We start from the raw sequence: 19,365 nt of genomic DNA, 5'->3' as shown, positions 1-19,365 counted from the left end.
TTTTAAATTAATATTTATTCTGCTCTTCTTAAAAAATGAAAATCCAGCTGTTTTTTAACTAAATCGGCATTTTTTACTTTAACATAAATTTCGTCTCCTAATTGCAATAATCGGTTTGAAGTAGCTCCAACCAATGCATATTGCCTTTCGTCAAAAGTATAGTAATCTTCTTTTATCTCTCTGATTCTTACCATTCCTTCGCATTTATTAGAAACGATTTCAACATAAATTCCCCATTCTGTAACACCAGAAATAACGCCAAGGAATTCTTCATCCTGATGATCCTGCATGTATTTAACCTGCATGTATTTGATACTGTCACGTTCAGCATTTGTAGCTAAACTTTCCATATTGGAACAATGCAGACATTTGGTTTCATACGTTTCTTCGTCTACAGAAGCTCCTCCATCCAGATAAAATTGTAACAAACGATGCACCATTACGTCTGGATAACGTCGAATTGGCGATGTAAAATGGCTGTAATAATCAAAAGCTAAACCATAATGCCCGATATTATCTGTCGAATATTTGGCTTTACTCATACTTCTAATGGCAAGAGTATCAATAAGATTTTGTTCTTTCTTACCGTTTACTTCTTCCATCAAAGCATTTATCGATTTTGCGATATCACCTTTTGTTCTAAAATCAATTTTATAACCAAATTTAGCAATAACCTGCTGCATAGCAATCAGTTTATCTTCATTTGGTTCGTCGTGAATACGGTAAACAAAGGTTTTCTTTTGTTTACCAATATATTCAGCCACTTTTCTATTAGCCAAAAGCATAAATTCTTCAATCAGATGATTGGCATCTTTTGAAACTTTAAAATAAACGCCTTCAGGTTCTCCTTCAGCATTCAAATTGAATTTCACTTCTACTTTATCAAAAGAAATAGCTCCTTGCTGCATTCTTTTCTTTCTTAGAATTTTAGCTAATTCATCTAGTTTTAAAGTAGCTTCAACTATTTCGTCTGAAACAACATACGATTCTCCAGTAATAGAAATATCAACCGGAATGGTATTATTTCCTTTTGTTTCAATAATATGCTGTGCTTCTTCGTAAGCAAAACGCTGATCAGAATAGATTACCGTTCTTCCAAACCATTGGTTAATAACTTGAGCTGTTGGAGAAACTTCAAATATGGCAGAGAAAGTATATTTCTCTTCATTCGGACGAAGCGAACAGGCAAAGTTAGACAATACTTCTGGAAGCATTGGCACTACTCTATCTACCAAATAAACTGAAGTTGCTCTTTGATATGCTTCATCATCTAGAATTGTTCCTTCTTCTAAATAATACGAAACATCGGCAATATGAATACCAATTTCAAAATTACCGTTTTCTAACTTTTTGAAAGACAATGCATCATCAAAATCTTTTGCATCTTTTGGATCTATCGTAAACGTAAGTGTATCACGCATATCCCGACGTTTGGCAATCTCAGATTCCTGAATTGAAGTATCTAATTTTTGTGCAAAAACTTCTACTTCTACCGGAAAATCTGCAGGCAAACCATATTCTGCTAAAATAGCATGAATCTCTGTATTATGTTCTCCAGGTTTTCCAAGTACTCGAATTACAGATCCGAACGGGCTGTCAGCTCTTTTTGGCCAGTCTTCAATCTTCACTAAAACAACGTCACCGTTTTCTGCTTCTCCTATTTTATCTTTCGGAATAAAAATATCCGTGTACATCTTAGGGTTTGCAGTAGAAACAAAAGCAAAATTTGGCTGCATATCAATTACACCTACAAATTCTGTTTTGTCTCTTTCGATAACTTCAATTACTTCACCTTCAGGTCTTTTTCCTTTTCTTCTGTTATAAACGTAAACTTTAACTTTATCTTTATCTAAAGCACGATTCAAATTATTGGTCGGAATAAAAACATCTTCTTCAAATTCATCACAAATAAAATATGCCGTTTTTCTGCTCGTCATATCTATTGTTCCTTCGTAGTAATCTTGGCTTACTGCTTTAATCAAGTATTTTCCAGGTTCTGTTTCTATAATCTTCTTTTGAGCTGCAAGAATTTTCAAATCTTTTATAATCTGATTTCTGCTTTTTGTATCGTCTAATTCTAGCTTTGCTCCTATTTGTTTATAATTGAATGGTTTATTAGCATGTTGCGATAAAATCTTAAGTATTTTTCCAGAGAAATCTTTCTCTTTCTTTATCGGCTTTCTAATTTTCTTACTCATATATCTTTTCTAATAAGGCTTAAAATTACAAATAAGATATCAGATAATACTTTTTAACAAATAGAATTATTAAAAATATAACTTTTCGTACATTTACAAAAAGACCTAATATGGAAAGCTTTAAAACGATCGCCGTATTCAATTATCTGCACGAAACCGTGGTTCTCAAACACTTACTAGAACAAGAAGGAATCCCCTATTTTTTCGAAAACGAAATGACGCTTTCCGTTATACCGCTTTACTCCAATGCACTGGGCGGAATCAAACTCAAAGTACATCCAAACGATTTCGAACAAGTTCAAGAAATCTTGGACAATCTCAACAATCCGCTTAAAATCGTCTGAAACAAAAATTCAAAAGAGAATCGATTCAGAAAAATTCAATTCAAAAAATAAAATTTTTCATTTTAAACTTTTTTAGTTTTCAACATATATTAAATACAACAAAAAAGATTTTTAAAAATTTAAAAAAATTTGTTGGTTATTATAGTGTGTTAATATGTCGAATAAAATTTTTTTTGAAGTCATTGAAATCTCGTTTTACTTATTTATTCTGAGTTATCAACATAGTTATTTTTAGTTAAATGATTAATTTATAAGACTTTTTGTATTTTAATTAACAACGGTTGACAACCAAAAATGAATTCATTTTGTAGATAAGTTGATATGTTGATTTCTGTTGAAAATGACATTTTTGGTATTGATAACTTTTCCAAAAATTCACGAAACTTTTCTTGCGTATTTAAAACTGATTTTGGATTAAGCATTTTTCTTAAATAACCAAAAAATAGTTCTAATTTTCTTTTCGAACTTATTAACATTTTCTGTTAACTTAAAGTTAACTGAATATCAACGAATTAGAAATCCATATTAACACCTCAAAATTTTAACAAATATTCTGATTATTATTTATTGATTGTGAGATACTTATGAAGTTATCAAAATTGTTAATAAGTGATAAGATATTGGTATCAAGTGCTTTATATATTTGGTTTTTATAGCCAAGAATTTTACGAATGTACACTAATTATAATTTTAGATTTTAATAATGTTTAAAACTCTTGAGAATAAAAGAAATTAGTGAAAATTACTTCAATTCGTGGCAAACCTATATTAATTAAGTAAATTTGCAGTACACAACTTAATAGTATTAAAAAATGAAAATTTCGATAGGAAACGATCACGCAGGACCAGAATATAAAAAAGCAATTGTTGAAATGCTTAAAGCAAAAGGATATGAGGTAACTAATTATGGTACAGATACAGATGCTTCTGTAGATTATCCAGATTTTGGACATCCAGTTGCGAATGATGTATCTGAAGGAAAAGCTGATTTTGGAATCGTAATCTGCGGAAGCGGGAACGGAATTGCAATGACTGTTAATAAACACCCTAAAGTGAGAGCTGGTTTATGCTGGACTAAAGAAATTGCTTATTTAACGCGTTTACATAATGATGCAAACATTGTGAGTATTCCGGCGAGATACACCTCTATTGCACAAGCGGTAGAAATTGTTGAAACTTTCCTTGATACAGCTTTTGAAGGTGGAAGACACCAAAACAGAGTGAATAAAATTGCTTGTTCGTAAAAGTTCAGAAAAAAATTCGGTGCTTCGCACCATATAAGAAAAAGTAAACCGGGCGGATTTTTTTAGAATCTTTCCGGTTTTTTTTATATTGTATTGAAAATTAATTGATTATAATTTTGTACAGTTTTTTCACTGACTGAATTAATGTAAATTCAGTCAACGTACTGACGGAATTAACGTTTTTGGTCTAAATTTTATCAGTTAATTTCAAATAAATCAATACAATCTGAATCAAAATAATTCCAACAAACTTTACAATAAAAGAAGTTTTAGCCGTTTTATGTCTAAAGATTAACATTGCTGTTAATAACCCAATTGTTCCGCCGATTAAGGCTAGGAAAAACAGCGTGTTTTCTGGGATTCGGCGTTTTTGTTTGCGGGCTAAAAATTTGTCGTAACCGACAATTATAAATTCAAGAACATTTATAATTAAAAAATATAGTAATAAAACTTTCATTGGCTAAAAAATAGAAACAAAGATATTATTTTAGCCAACCGAATGATATTCTGTTTAGGGTTTTAAATAAGCAGAAAAAGTCATTTATAAACAAGAAATTATTTCATTAAAACTATGACTAATATTCAATTTATTGCCAAGTCAGTACAGGCACCGGCAGTTAGTATTCAAAACACAGTAAAACTTTTAGAAGAAGATTGTACAATTCCGTTTATTTCGCGTTACCGAAAAGATTCGACCGGAAATCTGGATGAAACTGTTATTGAAGCAATTGCAAAACTTCAGAAAGAATACGAAACTTTGGTTAAACGTAAAGAAGCGGTTTTAAAATCTATTGAAGAGCAAAAAGCGCTTACGCCAGATTTGAAGAAAAAGATTGAAGATAGTTTTGATTTACAGGAAATTGAAGATTTCTATCTTCCGTATAAAAAGAAGAAAAAAACAAAGGCAGATGTTGCCCGTGAATTTGGATTGGAGCCTTTGGCTAAATTAATAATGTCTGAAAGTGATGCCGATTTCGATTTTATTTCGACACAATATTTAAATGAAAATGTAATTAACGAAGAAGCCGCAATTCAAGGCGCGAGAGATATTGTAGCTGAATGGATCAACGAGAATATTTATGTTCGTAAACAGCTTCGTAGATTGTTTCAGCGAAAAGCTACTATTGGAACTAAAGTTGTTAAAAAGAAAGCGGAGGAAGAAGGAGCGCAGAAATTCAGTCAGTATTTTGATTGGGAAGAACCATTGACAAAAGCACCGGCGCATCGTTTGTTAGCGATGCTTCGAGCAGAAAATGAAGGTTTTATCAAAATGAAAATCGATGTTGATATCGATGATGCCTACGATGTTATCGACGAAATCATTATTAAAAAACAAAATAATTCTACAGCACACTTACAGCTGGCGATTGAAGACAGTTACAAGCGTTTATTGAATCCAGCAATTGGAAACGAGACTTTACAAGAAGCAAAAGCAAAAGCAGATGCAAATTCTATTCAGGTTTTCGCTAACAATTTAGGGCAGTTATTATTAGCACCGCCGTTGGGAGAAAAACGAATTTTGGCAATCGATCCAGGTTTTAGAAGCGGTTGTAAAGTAGTATGTCTGGACGAAAAAGGCGATTTATTATATAATGAAACCATTTATCCGCACGCGCCTCAAAATGAGGAAACAATGGCGATTAAAAAAATCCGTTCGATGGTCAATGCGTATCAAATTGATGCGATTTCTATCGGAAACGGAACTGCTTCGAGAGAAACTGAATTTTTCATCAAAAAAATCGCATTCGACAAGCCGATTCAGGTTTTTGTAGTTTCTGAGGCTGGAGCTTCTGTATATTCGGCTTCAAAAATTGCGAGAGAAGAATTTCCTAATTATGATGTAACCGTTCGTGGTTCGGTTTCTATCGGAAGACGACTTTCAGATCCGTTGGCCGAATTGGTGAAAATCGACCCAAAAGCGATTGGAGTAGGGCAGTATCAGCATGATGTTGACCAAACTAAATTAAAAGAAGAATTAGACAGTACGGTAATTCGTTGTGTGAACTCGGTTGGAATTAACATTAACACAGCGAGTAAACATTTGCTAAGTTATGTGAGTGGAATCGGAGAGAAGTTGGCCGAAAACATTGTACAATATCGTTCTGAAAACGGACCTTTTGAAGATAGAAAACAGCTGAAAAAAGTGCCCCGTTTAGGAGACAAAGCGTATCAGCAAGGAGCAGCGTTTATTAGAATTACGAATGCTAAAAATCCGCTGGACAATTCTGCGGTGCATCCAGAGGCTTATCCAGTTGTGGAGAAGATGGCGAAAGATTTGAATATTTCTCTAAACGACTTAATTGCAAACAAAGAAAAAACGGCGCTTATTAAACCCGAAAAGTATGTTACGCCAGAAATTGGTTTATTAACGTTAAAAGATATCATAAAAGAGCTTGAAAAACCAGGATTAGACCCAAGAAAGTCAGCGAAGGTTTTTGAATTCGACGCCAACGTAAAATCGATTAAAGATTTAAAAACTGGAATGATCCTTCCAGGAATTGTGAACAACATTACCAACTTTGGCTGTTTTGTCGATATCGGAATTAAAGAAAGCGGATTGGTTCACATTTCTCAGTTAAAAGCCGGATTTGTGAGTGACGTAAATGAAGTGGTAAAATTGCACCAGCATGTTGATGTTAAGGTTACTGAAGTTGATGAAGATAGAAAGAGAATTCAGTTGACGATGGTACTTTAAAAATTCAAAAAAATAAATTCTAAATTCCAATATTACTGGAATTGTTAATAAAAACGCCTAAATTACAATTGTAGTTAGGCGTTTTTATTTTTCATTATAGATATAAAAAATCCCAAACTACGATTGCAGTTTGGGATTTAATAAGTTTTTCGAATTTATTATTTCGTTTCTTCCTCTTGTTTTTTAGAAGCAGCAGGTTGATCGTCTTTAGCAGCGTTTTTAAATTCCTTAATTCCGCTTCCTAAACCTTTCATTAATTCTGGAATTTTTTTACCTCCAAAAAGTAAAATCACAATACCTACGATAACAAGGATTTCTGTAAGACCTAATCTTCCCATGACTATTATATTTAATGCCGAAGCAAATTGTTTTTCTTAATTATTCCGCAAAGGTATATAGAAATATACGAAATAGAAGTATTTTTAGTTTAAAATATTTGTATCAGACCACGTTAAATATTTTATAAAATCGTAAATTATAGCTCTTCATAAAATTTTTCGACTAAATATCATGACGATTAATTACTATATTTGCTAGCATAAAGAAGGATAATGACTAAAAAAAAGAAAAAGAATTTTAGGAAAAAACTGTTCATTAAAAACCGTTTAGTTATTTTAAATGAGGAGACTTTTGAAGAGTTATTTTCTTTGAGGCTTACTTTAATGAATGTTTTCGTAACGTTTACTCTTGGCGGAATATTTCTAATTTTGGTTACTACTTTCATTATTGCTTTTACTCCGCTTCGCGAATTTATTCCGGGATATTCTTCTACAGAATTGAAAAGAAATGCTACAAGACTGGCCATTAAATCGGATTCTTTAGAAACTGCTTTAAAACAAAATGAAGCTTATATAAAAGGAATTCAAAGAGTTTTAAAGGGAGAATTAGAATATTCAAAATTTAATAAAGATTCTATATTAGCAGAATCTGTAGAAGATGCTTCAGATGTAAATATGAAAGCTTCGGATGCTGAGATAAAATTAAGAGAAGACGTCGCCGAAACAGAAAAAGAACTGAAAGCAAAATCTCAAGACAAAAAGAAAAGTGATAAAAAATAATACCACTGAAAATGTCAATTAAGTCAATTGCGGCAAAAATATTTGCTAAAAAAATATACAATAAAACACGTAAATGGGCTAACAAACCAATTGAAACCCAGCAAAAGATTTTTGAAAATTTAATTGAAAGTGCCCAAAACACCGAATTTGGAAAAGATCATCATTTCAATGAAATAAAAACTTTCGAAGATTTTCAGAAACGAGTTCCTGTAAGAGATTACGAAGATTTAAAGCCTTATGTTGAAAAGGTTGTAAAAGGAGAATCGGATGTTTTATGGAAAGGAAAACCATTATATTTTGCTAAAACTTCGGGAACCACTTCTGGGGCAAAATATATTCCGCTGACCAAAGAATCAATGCCTTATCATATAGAAGCGGCGCGAAATGCGATCTTGCATTATGTCCAAGAAACTGGAAAAGCCGATTTTGTTGACGGAAAAATGATTTTTCTGCAGGGAAGTCCAATTCTAACAGAGAAATACGGGATTAAATTTGGAAGACTTTCTGGAATTGTAGCGCATTTTGTTCCTAAATATCTCCAGAAAAACAGAATGCCATCGTGGGAAACCAATTGTATTGAAGATTGGGAAACCAAAGTAGATGCGATTGTAGACGAAACGATAAAAGAAGATATGTCTGTTATTTCTGGAATTCCGTCTTGGGTGCAAATGTATTTTGAGCGTTTGGAAAAGAAAAGCGGAGGGAAGAAAATAGGCGATATATTCAAAAACTTTAATCTGTTTATTTACGGAGGAGTTAACTACGAGCCGTATCGAGCCAAATTTGAAAATATGATTGGCCGAAAAGTAGACAGTATCGAGTTATTTCCGGCTTCTGAAGGATTTTTTGCGTATCAGGATTCGCAGAAAGAAAAAGGAATGCTGCTTTTGCTGAATTCAGGTATTTTCTACGAATTTATAAAAGCTGATGAATTCTTTACCGAAAATCCAAAAGTATATACAATCGGTGAGGTTGAGGTCGGAGTAAATTATGTGCTGATTATTTCTACCAACGCTGGACTTTGGCGCTATAATATTGGCGATACTGTTCAGTTTACATCTTTGGCTCCGTATCGAGTTATAGTTTCTGGACGTATCAAACATTACATTTCGGCTTTTGGAGAACACGTCATTGCTAATGAAGTTGAAAATGCAATGAAAGAAGCAGTTGCAGAAACTAATATTGTTATTAACGAATTTACTGTGGCACCGCAAATTACGCCTGCCAGCGGATTACCTTATCATGAATGGCTGATTGAATTTGAAAGAGAACCAGACAATTTTGACGCTTTCGCGGAAGCGTTAGACAATTCGATGCGAAAACAAAATATTTATTACGACGATTTAATTACAGGAAATGTGTTGCGAAAAGTTGTGATCACAAAGGTCTCCAAAAACGGATTTCAGGAATACATGAAATCGCAAGGAAAATTGGGAGGTCAAAATAAAATACCGAGATTGTCGAACGACAGAAATATTGCGGATAACTTGAAGTAGAAACAAAACTTCTCTAACAATTTGTTAAATGCCGTTTTATGAAAGTTTTATTTAAAATTCCTACTTTCGTTTAACGGAAAATCTTTTAATCTTCAATTTGGAAGATTTTAAAATGAAAAAGACATGAAAGAAACCAAACATATATCAAGATCAAGAGCACAGGAATCTTCTGCAGCAATTGAAAAAATGTACATTACAATGCGCCATTTGTTCAACCGTGGTTTTTACAAACCAATGGGAGTTTCGGGCGATAGTTTAAGAGAATCATTATTGGCATTGCGTCCAGAAATTTACGGAAATATAGCCGAGGAAAAAGTGGAACTTAACGGACTTTTGTATGTTATAGAGCGTCTTCCAATCGGAATTGAACAGTGCCGTTTTATCAATTTAACGTCAGACGAAGGATATTCTAAATCGCATTTTCAGCCAATTGTTCCTCCAAAAAGAAGAAGAAACTGTTACAGAATAGACGAGGAGCAAATGAATGTCGAAATCACACGCGGGCGTTCAGATATTTATGATATCCTGACACATTTGACTTTTATTTTCATAGAATCTCATAAAATCAAAAATAGAGTTTTAATAGACGATGGAGGAGAGGTTTCGCGCGATTGGCAAAAACTGGAGCAAGCTGTTATGCACACCAAAAAGCTTTCTTTGGTAGAAAAAGAAAAAGCTATTTCGCACGTTGCAAATATTTTGGCTAGAACTTTTGAGGAAGTTTTAGATATTTATGACGCTTTCGGTTCTGAAAGTGCACCAGATCGTTTCCTGCATGTTATCTATTGGTTAGGAAAATTAGCGATTGAAGAAATTGTTGAAAACAATAAACGTACAATCACTTTTAGTCCTGTTTTACGTGAGCGTTTGGGACATCACATTCACGGAGAAATCTGGGCAACCAACATAAAAGAAGTTTTAAAGGCAAACGATTTGCTAAAAAGACCAATTCACGTGATTAGTGCGAACATGCATAGTGTTATGAATTCGATTTTTGCGACGCCATTGTTAAAAACAAAATATAAAGGAAAAACAGATTTCTTTATTTATGAAGAATTAAGCGCTTCGGGTTCAAAAGAAATTAGAACTCAAGTTGAAGAATTGGCGTTAAAAAACGGAATGATTTCGTTACCAGATACTTCTGGAACTAATATTGATGTTCAGATTTTTGATACAGCCAAAGTTGACTGGTCAAAAACAGCATTTTCGCACGCCAATGTGGGCGAAGAAAAACCAGTCATAATCGTAATGGATTATGCTTTTGGAGAGCAGGCTTACGAAACCATCGATGAGCTTTTAAAACCGTTTAAAAAAGAAACTTTACTAAATGTAAAATCGGTTTCTATAATGGGTAAAGCCGGAATTCTAGAAGGTGGAAAAGGCGATATCATGATTCCGACAGCACATATCAACGAAGGGACAGCGGATAATTATTTCTTTGAAAATGAATTAACTGGCTCGATGTTCGAAGGAAATGAAATTGATATTTACGAAGGAGCTATGGTTACTGTTTTAGGAACATCATTGCAAAACAGAGATTTATTGAAATTTTTCCACGAATCGACTTGGGGAGTAATTGGTCTAGAAATGGAAGGATCTTACTACCAAAAAGCAATTCAGTCAGCATCAAAAATTAGAAAAAGCGTACCGCACGATATTAAGGTTCGTTATGCGTATTACGCGTCTGATAATCCGTTAGAAACTGGAAGTACACTGGCTTCTGGAGGTTTAGGAACAACTGGCGTAAAACCTACTTATTTGATTACTATTAAAATTTTAGAACAAATTTTCAATATAAAATAAATTGTAAATGAGTACAAAAGTACCTCAAAATTTGGAAGATCAGGAGATTGATTTGGTGCAGATTTCCAAAAAAATAAGTAATTTTTTTGGAATAATAAACAGTTCTATTTTTAGAAGTATTCAGTTTTTTATTAAAAATTGGGTGATTGTCTTGATTTTGATTGTCGCAGGATTTGGTATTGGAATGTTTTTGGATCAAACTCAAAAAAGTTACCGACATGAGATTATTGTAACACCGAATTTTGGGAGTACGGACTATTTGTATGCAAAAGTAGATTTGATCAACTCGAAGATTAAGGAAAACGATACACTTTTTTTAAAAGAAGTTGTTGGAATTTCGCAACCTAAAAATCTTAAAGTTATAGAAGTAAAACCGATTGCTGATGTTTACAATTTCATTCAGAATAAGCCTGAAAACTTCGAATTGATAAAATTGATGGCCGAAGATGGTGATATAAATAAGGTTCTACAGGAAAATATTACCAGTAAAAATTATACTTTTCAGACTATAGTTTTAGAAACAAATAAGATAATGTCAGAAGAAAATTTAATAAAGCCACTTTTACATTATTTAAATACTTCAGATTATTATTCTAAAATTCAGAAAGTTGTGTATCGGAATGTGGAATTAAAATTGCAACAAACAGATTCAATTATTAGACAAATTGATGGAATATTAAATAATTTATCTAATTCTTCAAATGGAGCTTTAAGAAACGACAAACTAATTTATTTTAACGAAAACACCCAATTGAATGATGTCATTAAAACCAAGGATGTTTTATTGAATCAACAGGCAGCTCATAGAATTGAATTAATTGGTTTTGATAAAATTATAAAAGAAAATAATGTTACAGCAAATATGCAGTTAGTCGAATTGGGCAATGGTAAATTGAAATTTTTTATGCCTTTATTATTTATTTTAGCATTCGTTTTGTGGAAATTTTTTATATCATTCTATAAAAAGCAAAAAGATTTAGCAGGGTTTGTAAATTAAAAATCAATTAAATTAATTTGAACATAATAAAAAACTTTAACAGAAATAGTAATTATATACTTTTGCAAAAAAATATAAAGATGAAAAAACAGTTGATCTGCATAAATTTAGTTTTATTAACATTATTTATCTCTTGTAAGAATAAAGAAGAAGCACAGCCAGTAGAAGAATTAAAAACAAATACATTTGATGTAATTGTAGATTTAAAAATTGAAAAAGATGATGAACTTATTCTTTTTTACAAAGATCCTTCAATTGCTTATTTTGATGCAAAAAATACAGTTTATAATGGTGTAAAAGGAAAAACAGAATCACAGCAAGTAACTTTTAGTATTCCAGAAGGAATTTTACCGAATGATATACGTTTTGATGTTAGTTCTAATAAAGATCAAAATCCAGTTATAATCAATTCTATTACGCTGAGTTTTGAAGGAAGAGTATTTAAAATTGAACAAAAAGATATTTTGAAATATTTTACACCAAATGAATTTATAAAATTTGATGAAGAAACAGGTACTGCATCATTCTTTGAAAAAGGTGAAAATTACGACCCTTATTTTTTAACTAAAGAAGTTTTATATCCTAAAATTGAAATGGTTAGAGGGGTTAAAATGTAATTTTTTGCAAAATCTATTATTAATTTTAAGGCTGTTCCTTCAAAAGGTATAGCCTTTTTTACTCTAAAAACACTAAATATTGAAGCTGATTTTTGATATATTTCATCGGTACAAAAAACACAAAATCTTAGCATCAAATTTTGTATATCTTTCTGTGCTTCAAGCCTTAAATGTAATTTTACCTTTAATAACGTTTCCGTATTTAATAAGGGTCTTAGGAGTTGAGTATTTTGGACTCTTATCTTTTTCTTTCGCTTTTGTTACATATTTCCAAGTAATAACAGATTATGGATTTAATTCCACTGGTACTCGTGATATTTCTTTAGTCGTCGATGATTATGAAAAACATAATCTTATTTTCAACCAAATTATGTCTGCTAAATTGCTTTTAGTAGGTTTGAGTTTTGTTGTAATGATGTGTATTGTTTTTCTCTTTACTATTTTTAGAGACTATTGGTTTATTTATTTATTTTCATTTGGTTCTATTTTAGGGCAGGCACTTTTCCCTGTATGGTTTTTTCTCGGAATGCAAAAAATGAAATATGTTACATATTTGAATCTGATTACAAAAACAGTATTTACTCTTGCACTTTTTGTTTTTGTAACTGAAAAGTCAGATTATTATTTAGTGCCACTTTTTAATGCTTTGGGGTTTATCTCGGCAGGAATTTTTGCTTTGTTTTATATTTGGAAAGATTTTCAAATTACATTTAAGATACAATCTTTTAAAGGCATAAAAGAGCAACTTGATAAATCGAAATATATGTTTTTATCAGAACTTAAAATTTCTCTTTTCACTAATACAAATACTTTAATTTTAGGATTATTAGCTGGAAATCAATCTGTTGGTTTTTTTTCTGCGGCAGAGAAATTAGCTCGTGCAATAGGAAATTTACAGACTCCAATCTCTAACACTATTTTTCCTTATCTTTCAAAAGAAATGGCTTTTGATAAGATTAAGGCTATTCAAAAAATTAAGAAAGTAACAATATTTGGAACGTTTGTATTTTCTGTAATTGTAATAATTTGCTTGTGTTTTGCAGAACAAATTATCGAAATTATTTACGGAAATGAGATGTTTCCTTCTGTTATTTTGTTTAGAATTTTAATTCTTATCCCTTTGTTATCATTTTTGGATACTATGTTTGGCAAGCAGATTCTTCTAAATTTAGGGAAAGATGTGCTTTACTTTAGGGTAATTGTTTGGGCAACAATTCTAAATTTTGGTATTAATTTCATATTATCTTATTTTTATCAAGAAACAGGAACTGCAGTAACAGTAATAATTATTCAGATTTTAATTTTTTTGGGAATGGGGTATTTTTCTCAGAAAGAAATTAGTTTGATTTTAAAACAAAATAAGCATGACACCTATTAAAATTAGTGTTATTGTTCCAGTTTACAATGCAAAAGATTATTTGCATGATTGCATAAAATCGGTTCTGAATCAAACTCTTTCCGAGTGTGAGTATATTTTTATAAATGACGGTTCAACCGACAATAGTTTTGAAATTATAGAAGCTTATCAAAAACAGGATAACCGGATTAAATTAATAAATCAGGAAAATAAGGGGATTAGTGAAGCAAGGAATACAGGAATTGAAATAGCTTTGGGAAAATATATTGGCTTTTTGGATAATGACGATTTTCTAAAAAATGATTTCTTAGAAAAATTATATAAAAATGCGACAGAAAACGATTTAGATATTATAGTATCAAAAACAATATTAGGAAGAGACAGTAAATATATTGTTAAAGATAATGGTTTTGATATAAATGTAGTTTTTAATCAAGATTTTATACAAGATAAAATTATTCCTAATCTTTTAAGAGTTGAAGATTTATTTGCAGTTTGGAATAAAATCTACAAACGAACTTTTATCAACACGAATAATATTCGATTCCCAAAGAATAAAGTTATTGAAGAAGACAATATGTTTAATATTCAGGCTTTTAATAAAGCTTCAAAAGTTTCATTTATTGATTATGCTGGATATTATTACAGAGATGTAGCTGATAGTAAATCAAGGCAAATTTTAGAAAATGATTATTTTTCAAAAGCCCTTGAAAAATATCAATTTGATTATAAACAAGAATATAACCTTAAAATCTCTGATGTTGATTTAGAAAAATTTAAGGCTATTAGACTTGTTCAAAGAGTATTTTATTTAGTTTATAAATGCTCTGTTCTAAAAATTCCTTTTCAAACAAAGAAAGACTATATTATTAATATGGTTTTTCATGATAAGATATATAATTTATCAAAGAAATATACAGAGGAAATTCTGAAAGACAAAGGATTGTTTGAAAGCATGATTTTAAAAGTAATAATTAATAAATCCGGTTTTTTGTTAGTTTTATTAATTTTAGGCATTCAAGTAGGATATCATCCAAGAATTTCAGAAACAATAAGAAAAATAAATAAATTGACAAAAAACGCTAAAAGTGCTTGCAAAAATATATAAGATATTATTTTTCTTAGGTCTTTTCTTTTTTCCCTTTAATAGATATGGAGGAATAGCTTTTTTAGGAGAATTTAAAACAGAATCGGGAGCACTTTTTTTATTCGCTGGATTTTTGTTTTTATTAGTTAATGCAATCTTTACAAAAAGAATAATAATTCCTTATAGAAATCTTATTTTTCAGCTTGTCATTATATTTTTATCTTGGTGCTTGATAACAACAATATTCAATGCACCATCAGTAATTTCTAACTATTTTAAAAGTACAAGCGGTATAAACAGATTTATAAGACAGTATTTTGCTTTGCTTATTTCAGCGCTTATATTTTTCGTTCTATACATTAATGTTTTAGCAAAAATGGAATTTAGAGAAATACTTTTTAAAATCAGAAAGGTGTTTCTTTATTCGCTTATAGTGGCTTCGATTTATGGTTTTTTAGAAATTTTAATTTCAGTTTTCGGGTACATGTTTTTCTACCCCATCTTAAAAGCATTCGACTATTTTCCCTTTTTAGAAGCAGATCTTCATCCTGGAGGCAGAATTTCTGCAATAAGTTACGAGCCACCTTTTTTAGCCATTTATCTTATCACTATTTCAGGTTGGATGTTTAGTTATATTCTCACCAGCAAAAAAGTAACAAGATTTTTGCCAACACTTTCAATTTTAATCCTAACGTATTTTTCAGGATCAAGAACAGCATTAATAGTGATATTTTTTCAAGGGTTTATATTTTTGATTTTCTTATATCAGGATATAAGATTTAAGAAATATGTAACCAATTTTGCAGTTGGATTTTTAATAGTCTTTTCAGTTTTACTAGTATTTAAAGGAGAAAAATTGATTCAATCCGTTAGCGTAAAAATAGATTCCTTAGATTTTAGAAAGAATTTGACCAAAAATGTCTCAAATCAGTCGAGATTTGGAATGCAGTATGCGGCATTGCAAGTATTTATAGAAAATCCAATTACGGGGGTTGGATTTGGGCAGCAAGCTTATCACAACAGAACTCATTATCCTTATTGGGCAACGAGAAATAATTACGAGTTTAAGTTATTTTATAAAAACAAAAAAGAAAAGGCATTTCCGCCAGGTTATAATCTTTATACAAGATTGTTAGCTGAGACAGGAGTAATTGGAATTAGTTTATTTTTAATGATAATTTGTTTTTCTGTAAATGAAGTTAGAATTCTGATGATAAATGCAAAAAATGAAGAAAAAACACTTTTGATTATTGTTTTAATTTCTCTCTTAGGTTTATACATAAACTGGTTGCAAATAGATACTTTTAGGATTTATGGAGCTTGGCTATGTTTGGCAATTTTGATAAGAATGAGATATAAATCTTTAAAAATCACTAATGAATAAGGTAGTACTTTTAATACCCTATTATAATAACTCTGAAGGTTTAGTTAAAACATTAAGATCTATTGATCAAGATGAAGAAGTTGATGTTCTCATTATTGACGATGGAAGTTTAAATAAATTTGATGAGAATGAAATATTATCAAGTTTTAAAGCTAAAGGAAAAGTTTTTTTCAAATATTTAGAAATAAATAAAGGAATAGAAACAGCATTAAATACGGGCTTAAAAATTATTATAGAGAGAGGATATAGTTTTATTGCTAGATTAGATTGTGGAGATATTTGTATTGGCAAAAGATTTGCTATTCAAGAGAAATTTTTGAATAATTATGAGTATATTAAAATTGTCGGTTCTAATGTTTTGGCAGTTGATAGTAATGATAGGTTTTTGTATTCAATTAATTTACCATTGAATGATAGAGACATTAAGAATAAAATGTATTTAAACTCGATGTTGATTCATCCTGCAATTATGTTTTCTGTAGAAATATTAAAAACAGTCGGATTGTACCCTTTAAATTATAAATCGGCAGAAGATTATGCTTTCTTTTTTTCTATTTCAAAGCTTTATAAAATGGCAAATATTCCAGAATATCTTACTCAAATAGAAATCAATGAAAAGGGTATTTCATTACAAAAGAGAAAGCAGCAGGTATTAAGTAGAATTAAAATAATAAAAGAAAATTTCTATTTTGGTTTTTATCCAATTTATGGACTCATTAGAAACTATATATTACTAATTCTTCCTTATCGTTTTATATTATTTTTAAAACAAATTAAAAAATGAAAAGCTTTATAAAGGAGGATTTATTTAATTATATTGTTTTTTTTATGGTTTTGGTGCTTTTCTTTTCTAAAGCGCTGCCAAATATTGGATTAATAATATTAACAGTTTTATTTCTAATAAACTTTGACAAAAAAGCATTTAAAACCAATTATTATTCAAAAAACATTTTGCTGGTTTTAATATTTTATTTAATAATAAAATCAGCTTGCTATGGTAATTTATCATTTGACTTTAGAGTTTATAAAGGTTTACTGTTAATTTTTTGGATTTCAGTTATCTCATATAAACTAAAGGACATAAGGATATTAAAAATAGTTGTTTTAATAGGCATCAATGCATGTATTTTACTTTCTTTATTTCGAATAGGAATATTTTATTTTCAAACAGGAATTCTACCTTTTTCTAACACTGCTGAGGTAAATAAATTATTGCTTTTAGAGCGTCCCTATATTGGCTTTATTGCTGTATTGGGATTTCTATTATCAATAGAAAAATCTGTAGAAAAATCTAAGTGGCGTAAACTTTATATTTTTAATTCATGTGTCTTAATAAGTTTTATTTTATTGATTTCTGCTAGAATTTCTATTATTTCAGTGTTTGTAATTTCCGGAATTTATTTTGTATTTTATCTTAAAACAAAATGGTATAAAAAAATACTTTCTGCATTAATATTAACGCTTTTATTTGTCGCGATAGTAATGTCAAATAAAAACATAGGAGAGAGGTTTTTTATAAAAAGTAATTTTGAAAAATCTATACAAGAAGCCTCTGATTATGAGCCAAGAATTGTAATATGGAATTGTGCTTTTAAAATGACACAACAAAATGATTTTAATTTGCTTACAGGTTTTGAAGGTTATCAGACTATAAAAAATCATTTTATGGATTGTTATGCGTCAAGCATAGAAAATGAATCAAAAAAAGAATATTTCTTATCTGAAAAATTTAATTCACATAATCAGTTTATTGATTTTTATTTGATTGGTGGGATAATGGCTTTTCTTTTGTTTGTTAGCTTTTTTGTGGTATTATTTTTAGAGGTAAGATTGGATTTTTTTAAAATTGCAATAGGGATAGCTTTTTTACTTTTTTTTATAGTAGAGAACATATTTTACAGACAATTTGGATGTTACTTGTTTGCTATATTTATACTAATTTTGCTCCATAGAAAAACAAATGAAGAAAATTAAAATTGCGCATATTTTACATTCAGTAGGAGGAGTCGATGTTTCATTGAGACAGATACTCCATAATTTAGACGCCAAGAATTTTGAAAATATTGTTATTCATGGAGATTCTGATACTGAAAATGAATTTGTTAATAAAGATTCTAATCCAATTGTTCATTATCGATTGCCAATTTATAGAGCGATATCTCTTAAAAATGATTTGAAGGCAATTTTGAAGACATGGAAAATCATTCATAAAGAAAAACCAGATTTAATACACTCACACAGTACAAAAGGTGGTGTTATTGGCAGAATAATTGGGTTTTTAACAGGTACAAAAGTTTTACATACACCGCAAGCATTTTCTTTTTTAAGTGCAGAGAGTAAAGTCAAAAAGTCCTTTTTTTTAAAGATAGAAAAATTACTTTCTAAAGGAAACACTATTTTACTAGCTTCTTCACAATCTGAGTTAAATAGAGCTATACGAGAGGTTGGTTTTCCAAAACCGAAAACAAACCTTTTTAACAATGCAATAGAACCAATTGAAAATATTTTTGATTTATCGATACCAAAGACATGGCCAGATGAATATCTTTGTACAGTTGGAAGACCATGTTATCAAAAAAACATCGAAGAATTGATAGAAGTTTTATATGAACTCAATAAGATGTCAAATATTCATCTTGTAATTTTAGGAGTAGGACATCATTCAGATCATATAAAACAAGTTGAAGATTTAATAAATAAGCGTAGTTTAAAAAATATGGTAACGTTATTGAATTGGACAACAAGGGAAGATGTTTTAAATATTATAAGTAAATCAAAATTATACATATCTACAGCAAGATACGAAGGACTTCCATATTCAGTGATAGAAAGTTTAGCATTATCAGTTCCGAGTGTAGTTTCAGATTGTGACGGAAATAGAGATTTAATTATAAATGATTACAACGGTTACTGTATCAAGGAAAACGATACAAAAGAGTTTAGTAAAAAAATAAACACTTTACTTCAAGATCAAAAACTATATAATGAGTTTTCAATAAATGCGAAAGAGACATTTGAAAAACATCATAATATTTATAAAAAAATATACGATCTGGAATCTATTTACAGAGAGCAATTAACATAA

The 19,365-nt window shown here is 30.2% G+C and carries 17 protein-coding genes; 14 read left to right on the top strand and 3 right to left on the bottom strand.

The annotated features are described in order from the left end of the window. Positions 1 to 14: 14 nt before the first annotated feature. Positions 15 to 2,198, bottom strand: coding sequence for a ribonuclease R (gene rnr / locus ACWA1F_RS03390; RefSeq protein WP_456891593.1), 2,184 nt, complete (start codon positions 2,196 to 2,198; stop codon positions 15 to 17). Positions 2,199 to 2,308: 110 nt separating this feature from the next. On the opposite strand from rnr, the gene ACWA1F_RS03385 reads away from it, so the two are divergent. Both ACWA1F_RS03385 and rpiB read left to right on the top strand, forming a co-directional pair. Further along, positions 2,309 to 2,542, top strand: coding sequence for a putative signal transducing protein (locus ACWA1F_RS03385; protein WP_306154004.1), 234 nt, complete (start codon positions 2,309 to 2,311; stop codon positions 2,540 to 2,542). Between the two features lie 812 nt (positions 2,543 to 3,354). Further along, on the top strand, positions 3,355 to 3,786 hold the full coding sequence (gene rpiB / locus ACWA1F_RS03380; protein ID WP_306154006.1) for a ribose 5-phosphate isomerase B: 432 nt from the start codon (positions 3,355 to 3,357) through the stop codon (positions 3,784 to 3,786). A 187-nt stretch (positions 3,787 to 3,973) separates the two neighbouring features. Here rpiB and ACWA1F_RS03375 read toward each other — a convergent pair whose 3' ends face one another. Then, a complete protein-coding gene (locus ACWA1F_RS03375; RefSeq protein ID WP_456891591.1) occupies positions 3,974 to 4,243 on the bottom strand; it encodes a DUF1294 domain-containing protein in 270 nt (89 codons plus the stop codon). A gap of 114 nt (positions 4,244 to 4,357) precedes the next feature. Between ACWA1F_RS03375 and ACWA1F_RS03370 the strand changes: the two genes are divergently transcribed. Continuing rightward, complete coding sequence (locus ACWA1F_RS03370) at positions 4,358 to 6,481, top strand: Tex family protein (RefSeq protein WP_456891589.1); 2,124 nt, start codon at positions 4,358 to 4,360, stop codon at positions 6,479 to 6,481. 158 nt (positions 6,482 to 6,639) lie between these two features. On the opposite strand, the gene ACWA1F_RS03365 is transcribed toward ACWA1F_RS03370, so the two are convergent. Next, on the bottom strand, positions 6,640 to 6,819 hold the full coding sequence (locus tag ACWA1F_RS03365; protein ID WP_008465789.1) for a Sec-independent protein translocase subunit TatA/TatB: 180 nt from the start codon (positions 6,817 to 6,819) through the stop codon (positions 6,640 to 6,642). A 213-nt stretch (positions 6,820 to 7,032) separates the two neighbouring features. Here ACWA1F_RS03365 and ACWA1F_RS03360 point away from each other — a divergent pair, with 213 nt between their 5' ends. The 11 genes from ACWA1F_RS03360 (at position 7,033) to ACWA1F_RS03310 (ending at position 19,365) form a co-directional block, all read left to right on the top strand. Next, positions 7,033 to 7,539 carry a peptidase gene (locus ACWA1F_RS03360; protein WP_456891587.1) on the top strand — a complete coding sequence of 169 codons (507 nt, stop codon included), beginning with the start codon at positions 7,033 to 7,035 and terminating at the stop codon, positions 7,537 to 7,539. 11 nt (positions 7,540 to 7,550) lie between these two features. Then, on the top strand, positions 7,551 to 9,035 hold the full coding sequence (locus ACWA1F_RS03355; RefSeq protein ID WP_456891585.1) for a GH3 auxin-responsive promoter family protein: 1,485 nt from the start codon (positions 7,551 to 7,553) through the stop codon (positions 9,033 to 9,035). Between the two features lie 123 nt (positions 9,036 to 9,158). Then, the gene (locus ACWA1F_RS03350; RefSeq protein WP_456891583.1) at positions 9,159 to 10,838 is read left to right on the top strand and encodes a DUF6909 family protein; all 1,680 of its coding nucleotides are present in this window, start codon (positions 9,159 to 9,161) and stop codon (positions 10,836 to 10,838) included. A 7-nt stretch (positions 10,839 to 10,845) separates the two neighbouring features. Then, positions 10,846 to 11,835 (top strand): hypothetical protein, encoded by a 990-nt coding sequence (locus ACWA1F_RS03345; protein WP_456891581.1) that lies wholly within the window; start codon positions 10,846 to 10,848, stop codon positions 11,833 to 11,835. Positions 11,836 to 11,915: 80 nt separating this feature from the next. After that, positions 11,916 to 12,452, top strand: coding sequence for a hypothetical protein (locus tag ACWA1F_RS03340; protein WP_456891579.1), 537 nt, complete (start codon positions 11,916 to 11,918; stop codon positions 12,450 to 12,452). Positions 12,453 to 12,531: 79 nt separating this feature from the next. Further along, entirely contained in the window at positions 12,532 to 13,830 is a 1,299-nt protein-coding gene (locus ACWA1F_RS03335) for a flippase (protein WP_456891577.1), read from the top strand. Further along, entirely contained in the window at positions 13,817 to 14,917 is a 1,101-nt protein-coding gene (locus ACWA1F_RS03330; RefSeq protein WP_456891575.1) for a glycosyltransferase family 2 protein, read from the top strand. Before ACWA1F_RS03335 ends, ACWA1F_RS03330 begins: the two co-directional genes overlap by 14 nt. Further along, a complete protein-coding gene (locus ACWA1F_RS03325) occupies positions 14,898 to 16,280 on the top strand; it encodes an O-antigen ligase family protein (RefSeq protein ID WP_456891574.1) in 1,383 nt (460 codons plus the stop codon). The genes ACWA1F_RS03330 and ACWA1F_RS03325 overlap by 20 nt, the downstream gene beginning before the upstream one ends. Further along, positions 16,273 to 17,064: a glycosyltransferase gene (locus tag ACWA1F_RS03320; protein WP_456891572.1), complete on the top strand. Its 792-nt coding sequence runs from the start codon at positions 16,273 to 16,275 to the stop codon at positions 17,062 to 17,064. Before ACWA1F_RS03325 ends, ACWA1F_RS03320 begins: the two co-directional genes overlap by 8 nt. Next, complete coding sequence (locus ACWA1F_RS03315; RefSeq protein ID WP_456891571.1) at positions 17,061 to 18,254, top strand: O-antigen ligase family protein; 1,194 nt, start codon at positions 17,061 to 17,063, stop codon at positions 18,252 to 18,254. The genes ACWA1F_RS03320 and ACWA1F_RS03315 overlap by 4 nt, the downstream gene beginning before the upstream one ends. After that, positions 18,241 to 19,365: a glycosyltransferase gene (locus ACWA1F_RS03310; RefSeq protein ID WP_456891569.1), complete on the top strand. Its 1,125-nt coding sequence runs from the start codon at positions 18,241 to 18,243 to the stop codon at positions 19,363 to 19,365. The genes ACWA1F_RS03315 and ACWA1F_RS03310 overlap by 14 nt, the downstream gene beginning before the upstream one ends.

The sequence above is a fragment of the Flavobacterium erigeronis genome, assembly GCF_054075165.1.
This window is presented reverse-complemented; position numbering and strand designations above follow the sequence as displayed.